Raw genomic sequence first — 13,742 nt, 5'->3', positions numbered from 1 at the left:
AAAGCAATGAATCTGCGACAACTTGAATTTTTCTTAGCTTTAGCTGAAACTGAACATATGACTAAAGCAGCTAAGCAGCTCCAAACTTCCCAACCAAATGTTAGTCATGCTATGTCAACCTTGGAACAAGAACTAGGTGTTCCCTTGTTTAAGAAAAACGGACGAAATATAAGTTTGACAAGGTACGGACGACTATTCTACAGTTATATCTCTCCTTCCTTGAAAGAAATTTATAAGGGACAAAAAATATTAAGCGACATGGCTAACCCCATATCCGGGGAAGTTCGTTTTGGTTTCATTTATACAGTAGGATCAGTTATCGCTCCAAGAATTACACAACAATTTCTTAGTCAAAAAGAGCACCGAAATGTTCATTTTGATTTCCATCAGGGAAACTCCAATCGAATTGTTGAATTGTTAAAAGATGATCTGATTGATGTAGGGATTTGTTCGAAGGTAAAAAATGTTCCTGAAATTCAGTTTTCCGTTCTTTCACGAGAAGAAATGGTGGTTGTAGTTCCTGAAGATCACCCTTTAGCTGCCGAGGACGCGATCTATTTAGAAAGGATCATTCGCTATCCGGTGGTTTATTACCGGAAGCAAAGCGGCTTGCGCCCTTATCTGGATGAGATTATGGCAGACTTAGCCATTCATCCACGTATCGCCTTGGAATTAGATGAAGATCATAGTGTCTTAGGATTTGTAGGACATGGTTTTGGCCTGGCTTTAATGCCAAATATTCCATCCATCTCTTCCTATCCAGTTAAGAAGATTAAGATTTTAGATCGCTTGCCTGATCGTAATCTCTATTTAGCAATTAAGCGAAATCATTTGCACACGGCATTGGTTCGAGACTTTTGGAATTTCTGTCAAAACAAATTTGTATTAAACGAAGAATAAAAATAGATCTTGACCAATGATGGTCAAGATCTATTTTTATATATTTATTCTGCTTCAGATCCATAGTAAACTTCTAAATGTTGAGGCAAAATCTTGAAATGTAATGGCAAACCCGGACCTTCATCACCATCCACACTCGGATGCAACTCTACTTTTTCTTTCACTGCCAGACTTCCTTCAGTGAAAGTCTCATAACCAATGTAATCCGTAGAATGATCAATCCCCTTTAAAATATCAGGCACACTTTTAAGCATATCCGCAACATTATGATTCTTTAAATATAGCAAGTACATTTTACCATCGTCAGGTTTAGCTTCTGGTACAATATGGCTGTAGCCACCAATGGTTTGAGTTAGGACGACTACAACTGCACTGCTTTCCACACTTCGCTTTTCCCCTTCAATGTCCAGGTCGAAATGATAACTTTCATCCTTTATTACTTGCTTGAATCCTGATGTAAAATAAGCTAATTTGCCGAACTTGGTTTTTTCTTCAACATCTACATCACTAATAGCTTCAGGAATTCCACCTACAGCAACAATATTCATGAAATAATCTTCATTGACTTTTCCAATATCTAAAGACATTCGGCGATCTAAATCCAATTCTGCAATTGCTTCTACAGGATCCATCGAAATATGCAGTGAACGAGCTAAATCATTTACCGTACCTAAAGGAAAGAAACCAAATCTCGGTCGATACTCCTGCTCAGCCAACCCACTGATTACCTCATTCACCGTACCGTCACCACCCATTGCAAATACACTGTCCACTTTACTTTCAACTGCCTGTTGAGCAAACTTAGTAGCATCGCCAGCATCTTCTGTATGCCGCACCTCTACTTCGTCAAATATATTGACTAATTTTTCTTTAGCCAGTTTTTCGTATTCTTGTGCATCCTCATTACCCGAGCTAGGATTTACAATCAATACTGCCTTTTTCATTATTGCTCACTTCCTTCCTGATTCTTACTCTTTTCAGTATAGCAGGAATAACCTTTTTTCATGTGTTCTGAGGATTGGGCTATTAAGAATATTTTGATTATTTCTATATTCTGGTGCGAACCACTAGTCCCCAAATTTTCTTTGTACTTTCGAAATCACTTGAGCATCATTTTTTTAAATGCTTCACCTAAATTATAAACTCTAAACAAAAAAAAGCCCTTGAAAACAAGGGCTTTACTACCATTCGATAACGATAAATTAACGACGGATTTCTTTGATACTTGCGAAAGTCATTTTATTGTTGTTATATCAACGTTTCCAGTCAGATTGACTACATTCTGACTACATTTCAGTGATATAGCAGTGTGGTTGAATAAGGAAATCTAGCTTTCCAAATCAATAAATGCTTGTAATGGTTTTAGCCGTTCGTCAGCTGTTAAGTGACGATAAATTTCTGACGTTGATTTATCTGCATGACCTAGCCGAGCTTTTAAAACGTCCCAGCTACAATGCTCTGCCACCAAGCTTGCCATTGTATGTCTTGTTAGGTGAGTATGAAACGGCTTCGTAATGCCACACCTCGCAACACAGGTTTTGATGTGATCATTGACGTACTCTCTTCTAAAAGGAAGGCCCCGTTTAGAAGGATTTAGGTAGACAAACAAATAAGGCTCTTCAATAACAAAATCTAAATTAGCTCTCATTTCATCAAGAACATTGATCAAGTGTTGAAGCTTCTCCATCACAAGCGGAGTAACGACAACTCTTCTTGCCGAACTAACACTTTTGGTTGTCTCAATCCGAAAATCAATTTGCCGCCCACTTACAGCAGTTTGCTTGAAAAAGAGAATTTCATTTTTTCGAAAGTCAATATCTTCAGGCTGCAAAGCCAATGCTTCACTGATCCGGCATCCAGTATAAAACAAAACATGAAATAGGGTGGAAAGAGTTAGCTCTTCGTGTATGACAGAATAATTTAAAAGTGTTCTCAATTCATCAATCGTCAAATATTTTTGATCTAAACTTTCCAAAGAATTTTTCAAGTCTTGTACACTTTTCTGGTACTTCGGAAGGGTTATACCAACTAAAGGATTTTCATTTAATAGATTGCATTTTACGCAATACTTGAAAATTAGATTGAGCGTTTGTTTAAAGCTATAAAGAGTATTTTTAGCGTAACCTTTCTCTTTTAAATCAAAGAAAAGATTGGCTAAGAATTCAGAATCTATATCCTTCAACTCTTTATCACCAATCCACATTGAGAGAGTTCTTACAGATTCTTTTCTCTTATCATAGGTACTTTGCTTTTGCTCTTTTAACTCTCTATAGTGATCAAACCACATCTCAGCAACAACAGCAAATTTTTCATTGCTACCTACAATCTTTTTCCTTCTTTTGTTTTGCTTTTCAAGTTCTAAATATGCAAGCTGCGCTTCGCGTTTTGTTTTAAATCCTCTTCTCGTTGTACGAAATGCCTGGAAGTACCAAGTGACCTGACCAGAAGCAGTAACTTTTCTTTTGAATCTATCTTTTGTCTTCATCGTTTCCTCCTAATATAAGGAGGAGGCGAGGTTATCTAAGACTTTACCGAAGTTTTCTATACTAATCATTATACTATGATCGCCTCCGAAAATAAATTCTACAACGAGCGAAGAGCCCGCATTTTTTCTATGAATAGGTCATAATTTTTATTCCGATACCATTCTAGGATGTCCTCTCTAGAATAATGTCCGCGTATTCCGTACCAGCAGGTAGGAAAGTCAGCTAAATTGATCAAACGATTGAGTGTACTATCACTGATTTGAAACTCCCTTTTTAAATCTTCATTCGTCAGAACTAAAGGTAATTGTTCAATTTTTAGTAGGTGGGAAGTATATTCCTCCAATAACTCTTGAATGATCGGGAAAATTTCATTTTTGAAAAAAGACTCAAAATCTTTGTTAGACATACTTTCACTTCTTTGTTTATAGTTTTTTAGCATTAAACGCTTTAAAATAGATGAACTGATCTAAAGAATAGATAAGCTTAGTAGCAAGAAAATACTGATTTAGCAGCTTTTCAAGCGATTTTTAACTAAATTTTCGACCTCTCCCCTATTTTTTATAATATTTTACCAGAGACCACTACAGTACCTTGGAAATTTGCGATTTAACCACTCTAGTGGTATCATGATTAAAAAAACGGAGGGAGTTCAATCACGCATGAGTACTGGGATTGCCAATATTGACATAATCACGCGAATTTTGAAGCAAAACACTGCAAAAGACATCGCTGAAGGTACCGGAATAAAGATTGGCACCATAAAAAAACTGAAAAGCGGCGAGCGTTCTGTTGACCGAATGAACCTGTCAGATGCTATTAAGCTGACTGAATATGGAAAGAGTAGTTTATCGGCCGAGATCACCATTTGGAGAGAGTAAGTTGGGTTTCTAATTTGCTCTCTTATTTTTTTGTTGGTAAAGTTCTTTTTTAGCCTTGCGTAGCTCGTACTCAAGATACTTATCATCTGAGTTTGAGCTTATCTGAAATATACACATAATTATTACTCCGATAAATCCACCTAGTAAAAAAAGTGAAAATCCAATGACGATGTTCATAAATTTACCTCCATTTTTTCGAAATTAACTGCTAAGTATTCCATCTACTACAATGGAATCATAGGGATTTCACCTCTCCGCTGTTTATGCCGAGCTTCACAGAAGTATCATTATCATTTCAAGTGTCCTAGCAAATATGGTAGCGACATATTAAGCAACGCCTTCTTTTCCGCTCAGTTTTTAATTAAACATCTTGGCGAAAGACTTACTTCGGCTCTACTTGAAATTAAACGTACCTAGCAGTTTGTATTTACTTTTCAAAGAACACTGCTCTAAGATTTACTTTTAGAGACCTTTTGACCTTTACACTAAATAAACATCCATCGGGCGAAAAAAATGAAACTCAATTCAATAATAAATTCTCGAAATTTTCTATCAAACCAGCGTTTGTTATTTATGAACAAAGAAACTTAAAGTAGCTGCAATTGAATGAAAGTATTTGACCAGAATTTTTTTGTATATTTAATTAGTTACGGCTCTTAAAAGCAGCATCAAGGATCTCTTCAATCACGATCTCTCTTAAATAGAAACCAAAGTATTTTGCCATACTGTGGTCATCATAATCACGAAAAAAGAGATCAGAATGTTCCGACTCATATGCTTTAACCCTTCCATCCAGCACCAACGACGTATCCTCCGACTGTTCTGGCTCTTACCAATACCCAATTTAAAAAAAGTCGATAAAACTAGACCTTGAAGTATATTGAACATGCTCTTTCTATAAAAAAGACAGAAACGTTTGACAGTACATAGACATTCATCTATATTATAGACATAGATGAATATCTATATAAGGAGGACCACAAAATGAATTACGAGGAAATGTCTGTCATGCTGAAGGCTCTTGCTGATCCGAAGAGGTTGAAAATTATTGATTTGTTATCTTGCGGTAGCTTGTGCGCTTGTGATATTTTAGCACACTTTGACTTTACTCAGCCTACGCTTTCACATCATATGAAGGTTTTGGAAAAAGCTGGTGTTGTCTTAGTGACTAAAGAAGGTCAATGGCACCACTATCAATTGACCGAAAGCTTTGTAGATAAATTTATGGGTACAATGATGCATTTATTTTCTGATGAGGAAGATTGCGTTTGCCACAATAAAAACTGTAGTTGTAAAGGAGAAAAAAACGATGAAAAAATTGGAACTATTTGAGCCAGCAATGTGCTGCTCCACCGGTGTTTGCGGACCATCTGTTGATGAAGAATTACTGATGGTTACCTCAGTCTTCGAGACATTTGAGGGATTAGACTCGATTGAAGCATCACGTCACAACTTAACCAATGACCCCGATGCCTTTGTTAACCACCCCACCATCTTGAAATTACTTCAAGAAAAGGGCAACGACATTTTACCGGTTACTCTCTTAGATGGTGAAGTTGTGAAAGAAGCTGCTTATCCTACTTTGGAAGAGTTCGGTAAATATGCAGAAGTGCAATTTGTTACACAAGCTGCCAACAATTCTGGCGGATGCTGCGGAGGCGAAGGCTGTTGCTAAACAGCCTTTTCCTAAGCCAAGATTTATACAAGGAGGAAACAAAATGATCCAATACCTTCCCGAACGCATGGGATTAACCAAATATTTGTTCTTTACCGGAAAAGGCGGTGTGGGTAAAACAACGACTGCGTGTGCCACTGCCACTTCTTTAGCACAAGACAATAAAAAAGTTATGCTGGTAAGTACTGATCCGGCTTCTAATTTGCAGGACGTTTTTCAAACCACCTTAACGAACAAACCCACTCCGATTGAAGGAATCGACAATCTTCAAGTAGCTAACTTTGATCCGATTACGGCTGCGGCAGAATACAAAGAAAGTATCGTTGGTCCTTACCGGGGAATACTTCCAGACAGCGCGTTAGCGAACATGGAAGAGCAGCTATCTGGTTCCTGTACGGTAGAAATTGCGGCCTTTAACGAATTTGCCAATTTTTTGACTGATCCTGAAGTTGCCAATCAGTTTGACTATGTCATTTTTGATACCGCACCAACTGGTCACACCTTGCGCATGCTGCAGTTACCTTCTGCTTGGAATAATTACCTGGATGAAAATACAACGGGTGTTTCTTGTCTTGGTCAGTTATCCGGACTGGGCGATAAGAAAGATATGTACGAAAAAGCAGTAGAAACGTTAACGAACGCTGAACAAACAACCTTAATTCTAGTCACTCGCCCACAAAAAGCACCACTGATTGAAGCCGAGCGTGCTTCAGAGGAACTAAGAAAATTAGGGATTCAAAATCAAAAATTAGTTGTGAATGGGTTGCTGGAAGTCCATGATGACGAAATTTCTCAACTTATCTATCAAGAACAGACACATGATTTAGAGAATATTCCGGAACCTTTGAAAGATTTTGAAACATTTTACATTCCGCTTCGTCCGTATAATGTGACGGGGATTGATAAGCTGCAAATTTTATTGAAGGATCAGCAGCTAGCCCTTGAGGAACAGACAAAAGAAGTGACTGATTTTCCACATTTGGATAAGGTAGTTGAAGAATTTATCCGCACAAACAAAAAGATCATTTTTACCATGGGCAAAGGCGGCGTTGGCAAAACGACGGTTGCTATCAAAATTGCTAAAAAATTAGCTCAAGCTGGTAAAAAAGTTCATCTGGCAACCACAGATCCAGCTGATCACTTGAATCTGTTTATCGCAGGAGACCTGCCTATTTCGGTTAGTCATATTGATGAAGAAAAGGAATTGGCTGATTACAAAGAAGAGGTTCTGTCAAAAGCACGAGCAACGATGAACGACGATGATGTAGCCTACGTGGAAGAAGATTTGCGCTCTCCTTGTACTCAAGAAATCGCAGTATTTCGGGCTTTTGCGGAAATTGTTGACAAGTCTGATGATGCGATTGTCGTGATTGATACGGCACCGACCGGTCATACTTTACTGTTGTTGGATTCGACTCAAAGCTATGCTCGGGAAGTGGAAAGAAGCTCTGGTGAGGTACCAGTTTCGATTCAAAAACTCTTGCCGCGCCTGCAAAATTCTGATGATACCGAAGTGTTGATGGTTACTCTACCTGAAACGACACCGGTTTATGAATCCATGCGCTTAGATGAAGATTTAGACCGGGCAAAAATTTCTCATACCTGGTGGCTGGTTAACCAAAGTATGTATGCAGCTGATACGCAAAATGACGTATTAAAGGCTCGTTCCTTCAATGAGTTAGAGTGGATTGAAAAAGTTGCGGAGCTATCTAATGGCCATTTCGCTGTGGAAGAATGGCAAGCAGATTTTAGTCCTGTTGGGGCATAAAAATTTTGATCCATACATAGATAATCGTCTATGTATGGATTTGGACAATTGTGGAGGTTTCAAATGGAAAACGAAGAAAAAAAAGGATTAGGTATCTTTGAAAAATACCTGACCCTATGGGTAATTATTTGTATGGCATTAGGAATACTTATTGGTAAATTTTTGCCGGCTATCCCGAATACTTTAAGTCAATTTGAATACTATAACGTTTCAATTCCGACTGCTATTTTAATTTGGTTAATGATCTTTCCTATGATGTTGAAAATAGACTTTAGTAGTATTGTTAATGTATCGAAAAAGCCAAAAGGCTTAATTGTAACTTGTGTGACAAACTGGTTAATCAAGCCATTTACCATGTACACGATTGCTGCATTTTTCTTTTATGTGGTATTTAAAAGTTGGATACCACTAGATTTAGCAAAAGAGTATGTAGCTGGAGCAGTTATTCTCGGTGCAGCACCTTGTACCGCTATGGTTTTTGTTTGGAGTCACCTCACCAAAGGAGATGCTGCCTATACCCTTGTTCAAGTGGCTGTTAACGATCTGATTATTCTAGTCCTATTCGCGCCGATCGTTGCCTTCCTTTTAGGCGTTGACAATGTCGTGGTTCCTATGGCGACGTTACTGCTATCAACAGTTCTTTTCGTAGTTGTGCCGCTATTCTTAGGTTTCTTAACACGTTCCTTAATTATTAAAAGCAAAGGGCAAGTCTATTTTGAAACGGTCTTTTTGAAAAAGTTTGATTCAGTAACGATTATTGGTTTATTACTGACACTGATTATCATTTTTTCTTTCCAAGGAGAAAAAATACTAGCTAATCCACTTCACATTTTGTTAATCGCTATTCCATTGACGATTCAAACACTACTCATTTTTACTATCGCTTATAGTTGGGCTCGAATCTGGAAGCTCCCTCATTCGATTGCTTCACCAGCTGGAATGATTGGTGCAAGTAATTTCTTTGAGTTGGCTGTAGCGGTTGCGATTTCTCTATTTGGTTTGCAGTCGGGTGCGACATTAGCCACTGTTGTTGGTGTTTTGGTAGAAGTACCAGTGATGTTGCTGTTAGTAAAGATTGCTAATAACACGAAGCATTGGTTTCCTGGCGAAATTGAAGAAGCAGCACGAATCGGAGGGAATCAAGCGTGAAAAAAATCTATTTTCTTTGTACTGGAAACTCTTGTCGCAGCCAAATAGCAGAAGGCTATGCTCATAAACTCTTGCCAAAAAATCAATTTGAAATTAGAAGTGCCGGGATTGAAACCCATGGCTTAAATCCTCGAGCTGTGAAAGTAATGGCTGAAGATGGAATTGATATTTCTAATCAGACTTCTGATTTACTTGATATGAGCTACTTTAGCAAGGCTGATTTAATCGTTACTCTTTGTGGTGATGCAAAGGATAAATGTCCTCTAATCCCCAAAGGAAGAGAACACTTTCACTGGAACTTACAAGATCCTGCTAAAGCAACTGGAACCGAGGAAGAAATTTTAGCGGAATTTAGAAAAACAAGAGACTTGATAAAAAGAAACATTCTAGCCATAAAAAAATAGTTTTACCCAAAAAGATGTCATTAGCATTAGCCTGTAGTGTTGGCATCTTTTATTTTTTTGCGTGATCAACGAGCTTTTCCTGACATATAGATGAAATTAGATAGTATGATTGATAAAATTTTAGAGATTAACACGAATGCTTACAGAACATTTTCAAAGACAAAGTATGTGTGTATCCGCGTATAAAAAGCAGAAAATCCACCCTTAAATTAAAGCACAAAATAGATTAGAATTAGCCATAATTTAGATTTCACCAAAAGCTTGCTAAGGCTATATGAATAATGTCAAGTTGAAACTAAATTACTAAACATGGAATGGTAGTATTACTATTTTCAATAAATATTTCGTGAAGATGGAACGATTCTCTAAGCATCCATCAATCAGTCTTCAAGTAAAAAATCAAGCAACATATAGTTACTTGATAAAAAAAGTATCTGATTGATGATCATCCTTGTTTATGTTGTTAATCATCTAGATTACTAAACGTAATATGCTCCTACCAGTTTCATTTAATAGCTCTTTTGGTGTATAACTTTGAGTATAAATGCTGAACTGTACTCCATGTCAAGGAGTTTCCTTCATATTTTTAAAGGGTTCTGATTTTCCATAAAACGTTATCAATTTACCGCTGTTTTACGAAAATCTATTTGACTATCATTGATATTTTATTTAAAATAGTATTCATATGATAGAGAAGAAAATAAAAAGGCACTTGGAAGATTAGCGCCAACTAATCATCCAAGCCCTGATTAAGTCACATCCCTGACCAATCAAGTTGCCCTTAGTCAATGTGAACCATTGACAATAAACATTTTACTCAATTTCACGGGAAATTTCTAGCTTTTTTCTTGAATTTCCATAATTTGTGAAAATAGGTAAAAGTACATGCTTATTTAGTGTGTTCTGTTATTGAAGGCTAAGCAACAGTATTGGTGATAGTTTGCCAATACTGTTTTTTTATTGTCTTCCCTATCACAAAATTTATGAACAGAATTATTCTACGATTGTTTGTATTTTGCTCCACAACTTATGGACATAATCGAATCTCAATTCTGTTCTGTTTTATTCGTATGAAATGGATATTTTACAATTTATATCCTTGAAAGGTACAACTGTTGATTGTACCTTTCAAGAATCACTTGCTCATTAATGAAACTTAATTACCATCGAATTTTTTTACTGCTTTGATAAATCTTTCTGCTAAAGTTTGATAACAATCTTCATCAATAGATCCATTATCGTTACGTGACAATTTTTTTAGTAGATTATCAAAAGTAGCAATCAATTCAGACATTGCCTCCTCATCTCCTTCTTGTGCACGAAGGATGAGAGGAACTAAACTTGTAAAATTATCCATTTCATCTCCTCCATTGTTAGTTTTTTTACTAACTTGGAGGAGCTCTTATGTTAATGGCGATTGCAGCTATTCTTTTCTGACCTGTAGCTTGAGTTTTTTTAAGATTCCACGTTTTCTTTTTGATACTGCTTGGCTTGATATTCCGAATTCTTTTGAAATTACGGTGTCCTTTTTACCTTCGACATACTTCATGAATAGAATCAATTTTTCTTTACTTGTCAATTTTTCAATGGCAGCTGCTAAATCTTCGTCTGAAATATAATCTTCAAGATTCTCATAATCATGTTTTTCCTCTAAAGAATCGGTATTGTAAATTGGTGAAAAATCTCTTTGGTTTTCATCTGAATAAACAAGGTCCTGGATTAGGGTTTCATCATTAATGACCTTAATACCATTTCTAGCATATCTTTTTTTGTCCGATTTTTGAATGTATTTTATCTTTTCATGGATCATTGCTTGATTGATATAACTTATAAATTCATAGGTGATTTTCTTCTCATTTTGCATATCATTCAATACCTCTTCTTCGATACTGATAGAAACCTCTTATTGCTTTTTCGATAGAATACTTATCAAGATCAATCATTTTCCTTAAAATATTATTTGTTAAGTTTGCGTAACCTATATAGACCTCATAATCACTTTGCAGTTTCTCATGAATCACTTTACTGCTAAGAGGAATCCCTTCTTTTCTCAATATTTCAATTACATAACCTGCTACTCTCTCGAATGGATAGCTTTTCCGTTTTCTAGTAGTAGGTATTGGTAAAGCATATTGTCTTCTGATTTCAGAATGCTGTTCTTTAGCTTTTTCTATCAAGTCATGTTTCAAATTTTTTTGAGCATTTAGAATCGTTGATTCTTGCTCATTAAGAGAATTTAGATGCTCCTTCAATTCAAAGTAAGCTTTGCTAATTTCCCTCCTCTCTTCGATTAGTTGCTTCATTAATCCATAAATTAATCGTTTTTCTTCCTCAATTTCCAAAAAGATTCACTCCTCTTTATTACCGTTTATAAGTAAGCATCCTTTGGAATAAAAAAATGAAACCTAAAACGCAAAAAAAGTGACAATTCATAGAATCATCACTTTTCTTAATATATAGACAATAAAGTCGGATTCCTGCTATATCAAACTTCATTCCTTTTAATCAGCTCAACAAACCTTGTGCTTCTAAGTTTTCTTTAGTAACAGTTTTAAGTGTATCATTCTCAAAATAGTTGAAAATAGACTCACTCCAAATTGACCCTTGAGTCACCTTACTATCGATTAATAATTGATCGTAATCATTAAAAAAATCAGATGGAATAGTATTATAATTTTCTTCAAACACATTTAACGCTTTAGGTAGTCTTGGACTTTTAGTTGGGTTATCCAGAGGCTTACCAATTGATAATCCGAATAGTGGATAGGTAAATTTAGGCAAGTTAAAAAGTTGAATTGTTTCTTTTGCATGATACCTTACTCCACCAACAATTACGCAGCCAAGTTCTAAGCTTTCAATGGTATTTACGGCATTCATCGCAGCTAATCCTGCATCAATTCCTGCCACAAACAAGTTGTCAATATTTTTTCCAAAATCATGTTGGATATCATTGGATTCCATAATAATTCTAGACCGGTTAAAATCCGCAATAAAGAGTAAAAATACAGATGACTTCAGTATATGTCCATTTAATGGATTAAGTTCAACAAGTCTTTTCCTTTTTTCTAAATCTCTTACTACTATTACACTATAAAATTGACCGTTAATATGTGTTGGAGCTTTTTTCAAACAATCAATAATTGTCTGTATTGTTCTATCATCAATCTCAAAATTTTTATCAAATATTCTATGCGTTACGTGATTTAGCATTGTATCAGTTACTTGATTCATTCTAGTTTGTTCCTCTTTCTTTAATATCTTTTTCTTTTTGATTAAATATTCCACTTGATTTGTAAATTATTAATACGATTAAATAAGTAAGAATAGTGAAAAAAGCTATCCCAAAAAACCCGGTGAACCTCGTGAACAGAATTCCACCAACAATTCCACCAATTGTAGTACCGGTATACATGGCTGCATTAGACAATGACGATACAGTACTCCTTGCGGTAGTTGTAGTACTTTGTAAAGTAGTCATAAAAATTGGGAAGATAAAACCATTAACTATAAAAGCCAGAGTAAGTAATACTTCTGCTACATATAACGAGCTTGAAAACGGAGTAGCAAAGTATAATACGCAAAGTAATATTATTCCAATCAACAGTGACTTTGAAAGCCCCCATTTAGCTATAAGTTTGTTACCAAACAATGTACCGAATAAATTACCTGCTCCTATTGCTATCATTGCTGTACCAACTCCAGATACACTCAAATAAAAGTCTCTGGTCAGCCAAGAACCGATGAATGTCATCATACAAAAATTTCCTGTTTGGAATACTAAATAAGCAAATAAGTATTTTAATGCCAATCTGTTTTTTAGCAATGCCCCATATATTTTTCCAATTGTGACATTATGATCAATTTGACTCTGAATATTTAGAGAAGGCAAAAGTATACTCACCACAAGTACCATAACTAGTGAAACAATTGAAATAGCAAAAAATGGTGCTCTCCAAGATATCACAGCTAGATAACTACCGATAGGCACTCCAATTAATTGAGAAACTGCAAGCCCAGCACTAGCCATACCCATCATTTTCACAATTTTTTCTTTTGGAGCAATAACAGGTATTGATGCCCAAACTTGTGGGGTTACAAAAGAAGCACTAACACCAGCTAAAAATCTAAATAATATCATTAGTTGAAAACTTGTTGCGAATCCACATAAAAAAGTAGCTAATGCAAATCCGATAAATCCAAAAATCATTACTTTCTTTCGATCTCTTCCGTCTGAGAATGGCCCGCTTATCAAAGCAAACAGCGCATATCCTAAAGCATATGCACTTACCATCCATCCAGAAATACTTGAAGAAATTCCATATAGTTCTGAAAGCGTTGGTAAAAGCGGTGATACTAAGAAAGTATCTGTTCCAATAAGAAACATGACAAGGAAAAAAATGATTGAATACTTTTTCATAAAAAGCAACTCCTAACATAAATTTGTTTTATTGTTGTGAAACTATCGAAATTTAGATGATAACA

At 35.9% G+C, this 13,742-nt stretch carries 17 protein-coding genes; 7 read left to right on the top strand and 10 right to left on the bottom strand.

Going from position 1 to position 13,742, the window contains the following annotated elements; all coding sequences use genetic code 11:
- Positions 1-6 precede the first annotated feature (6 nt).
- Complete coding sequence (locus IGI46_RS11405) at positions 7-900, top strand: LysR family transcriptional regulator (protein ID WP_207705386.1); 894 nt, start codon at positions 7-9, stop codon at positions 898-900.
- A 44-nt stretch (positions 901-944) separates the two neighbouring features.
- On the opposite strand, the gene IGI46_RS11400 is transcribed toward IGI46_RS11405, so the two are convergent.
- The 3 genes from IGI46_RS11400 to IGI46_RS11390 all read right to left on the bottom strand — a co-directional run bounded on the left by IGI46_RS11400 (position 945) and on the right by IGI46_RS11390 (position 3,792).
- Complete coding sequence (locus IGI46_RS11400) at positions 945-1,844, bottom strand: diacylglycerol/lipid kinase family protein (protein ID WP_207705385.1); 900 nt, start codon at positions 1,842-1,844, stop codon at positions 945-947.
- A gap of 383 nt (positions 1,845-2,227) precedes the next feature.
- Complete coding sequence (locus IGI46_RS11395; RefSeq protein WP_429973486.1) at positions 2,228-3,385, bottom strand: tyrosine-type recombinase/integrase; 1,158 nt, start codon at positions 3,383-3,385, stop codon at positions 2,228-2,230.
- A 98-nt stretch (positions 3,386-3,483) separates the two neighbouring features.
- The gene (locus IGI46_RS11390) at positions 3,484-3,792 is read right to left on the bottom strand and encodes a DNA-binding protein (RefSeq protein ID WP_429973485.1); all 309 of its coding nucleotides are present in this window, start codon (positions 3,790-3,792) and stop codon (positions 3,484-3,486) included.
- Positions 3,793-4,045: 253 nt separating this feature from the next.
- Between IGI46_RS11390 and IGI46_RS11385 the strand changes: the two genes are divergently transcribed.
- On the top strand, positions 4,046-4,264 hold the full coding sequence (locus tag IGI46_RS11385) for a hypothetical protein (RefSeq protein WP_429973970.1): 219 nt from the start codon (positions 4,046-4,048) through the stop codon (positions 4,262-4,264).
- 9 nt (positions 4,265-4,273) lie between these two features.
- Here IGI46_RS11385 and IGI46_RS11380 read toward each other — a convergent pair whose 3' ends face one another.
- Positions 4,274-4,441, bottom strand: a complete 168-nt coding sequence (locus IGI46_RS11380; protein WP_429973484.1) for a DUF3789 domain-containing protein — start codon at positions 4,439-4,441, stop codon at positions 4,274-4,276.
- A 466-nt stretch (positions 4,442-4,907) separates the two neighbouring features.
- Positions 4,908-5,066, bottom strand: coding sequence for a hypothetical protein (locus IGI46_RS11375; protein ID WP_429973483.1), 159 nt, complete (start codon positions 5,064-5,066; stop codon positions 4,908-4,910).
- Positions 5,067-5,248: 182 nt separating this feature from the next.
- On the opposite strand from IGI46_RS11375, the gene IGI46_RS11370 reads away from it, so the two are divergent.
- The 5 genes from IGI46_RS11370 to arsC all read left to right on the top strand — a co-directional run bounded on the left by IGI46_RS11370 (position 5,249) and on the right by arsC (position 9,260).
- Positions 5,249-5,596, top strand: coding sequence for an ArsR/SmtB family transcription factor (locus IGI46_RS11370; RefSeq protein WP_429973482.1), 348 nt, complete (start codon positions 5,249-5,251; stop codon positions 5,594-5,596).
- Positions 5,574-5,939 (top strand): arsenite efflux transporter metallochaperone ArsD, encoded by a 366-nt coding sequence (gene arsD / locus IGI46_RS11365; protein WP_429973481.1) that lies wholly within the window; start codon positions 5,574-5,576, stop codon positions 5,937-5,939. Before IGI46_RS11370 ends, arsD begins: the two co-directional genes overlap by 23 nt.
- A gap of 43 nt (positions 5,940-5,982) precedes the next feature.
- Positions 5,983-7,707, top strand: coding sequence for an arsenical pump-driving ATPase (gene arsA / locus IGI46_RS11360; protein WP_429973480.1), 1,725 nt, complete (start codon positions 5,983-5,985; stop codon positions 7,705-7,707).
- 63 nt (positions 7,708-7,770) lie between these two features.
- Entirely contained in the window at positions 7,771-8,856 is a 1,086-nt protein-coding gene (gene arsB / locus IGI46_RS11355) for an ACR3 family arsenite efflux transporter (protein WP_429973479.1), read from the top strand.
- Positions 8,853-9,260, top strand: coding sequence for an arsenate reductase (thioredoxin) (gene arsC / locus IGI46_RS11350; RefSeq protein WP_429973478.1), 408 nt, complete (start codon positions 8,853-8,855; stop codon positions 9,258-9,260). Before arsB ends, arsC begins: the two co-directional genes overlap by 4 nt.
- A gap of 1,156 nt (positions 9,261-10,416) precedes the next feature.
- On the opposite strand, the gene IGI46_RS11345 is transcribed toward arsC, so the two are convergent.
- The 5 genes from IGI46_RS11345 to IGI46_RS11325 form a co-directional block, all read right to left on the bottom strand.
- Positions 10,417-10,617: a helix-turn-helix domain-containing protein gene (locus tag IGI46_RS11345; protein ID WP_429973477.1), complete on the bottom strand. Its 201-nt coding sequence runs from the start codon at positions 10,615-10,617 to the stop codon at positions 10,417-10,419.
- A 66-nt stretch (positions 10,618-10,683) separates the two neighbouring features.
- Positions 10,684-11,124: a sigma-70 family RNA polymerase sigma factor gene (locus IGI46_RS11340; RefSeq protein WP_429973476.1), complete on the bottom strand. Its 441-nt coding sequence runs from the start codon at positions 11,122-11,124 to the stop codon at positions 10,684-10,686.
- A 1-nt stretch (position 11,125) separates the two neighbouring features.
- Positions 11,126-11,602, bottom strand: a complete 477-nt coding sequence (locus IGI46_RS11335; protein WP_429973475.1) for a hypothetical protein — start codon at positions 11,600-11,602, stop codon at positions 11,126-11,128.
- Positions 11,603-11,765: 163 nt separating this feature from the next.
- A complete protein-coding gene (locus IGI46_RS11330) occupies positions 11,766-12,491 on the bottom strand; it encodes a nitroreductase family protein (protein WP_429973474.1) in 726 nt (241 codons plus the stop codon).
- Between the two features lies 1 nt (position 12,492).
- The gene (locus IGI46_RS11325; protein WP_429973473.1) at positions 12,493-13,677 is read right to left on the bottom strand and encodes an MFS transporter; all 1,185 of its coding nucleotides are present in this window, start codon (positions 13,675-13,677) and stop codon (positions 12,493-12,495) included.
- Between the last annotated feature and the right edge of the window lie 65 nt (positions 13,678-13,742).

It is taken from the genome of Enterococcus sp. AZ163 (assembly GCF_050498925.1).
GTDB lineage: Bacteria > Bacillota > Bacilli > Lactobacillales > Enterococcaceae > Enterococcus_A > Enterococcus_A ferrettii.
This window is presented reverse-complemented; position numbering and strand designations above follow the sequence as displayed.